1 protein-coding gene is annotated in these 636 nt (G+C 46.2%); it reads left to right on the plus strand.

Features of this window, described 5'->3' with window-relative positions; translation table 11 throughout:
* Positions 1-285: 285 nt before the first annotated feature.
* Positions 286-636 (plus strand): CNNM domain-containing protein (locus R7Q46_RS27890; RefSeq protein ID WP_318078392.1); only part of this gene is annotated, 351 nt, incomplete at its 3' end.

Genomic DNA, 636 nt, shown 5'->3' on the forward strand with positions numbered 1-636 from the left:
ATTGGATTCGCTTTTTGTTGTATAGAAGTCTGTTTTTCGTAACCCAGCGCCGTTACGGCATCCGTAGTTGGTACGCTTAAACCGAGCTTAGAAAATGGCATAGAAACGTCTCTAAAGAGGAAATGGGCGCGTAGTTTATCAGAATCCCAGTCAAGTAACAGAATCATTCGTCTGGACGCGAAAACCACATTCAACAAATGAACTCTATCCTTTTAATAAGACATTCTGTTGGCATGACGCGTTGAATTATTCACAACCTCACGTTTCTCGCGAGAGAATCTCGTTATGCTGCTAACGTGTGCATTACTGGAAGGCTCCATGGACATTTTATTGCTTGTTGGATTGATCGCACTAAACGGCATTTTCGCTATGTCTGAGATCGCGCTAGTCGCGGCGAAAAGCGGCCGACTAAAAATGATGGCCGAAGACAACGCACCTGCTGCGCTCGCTTTAGAACTAAAAAACAACCCTACCCAGTTTCTTTCGACTATCCAAATCGGCATTACTGCCATCGGTCTACTCAGTGGCATTTTTGGTGAAGCGACGCTGTCCATTCCTTTTGAACACTGGCTCGTTGCCCAAGGGCTAGAGCGCGAAGTCGCCACCATTCTTGCGACCACCAGCGTTGTTATTTTG

Source organism: Vibrio sp. 811 (assembly GCF_033339195.1).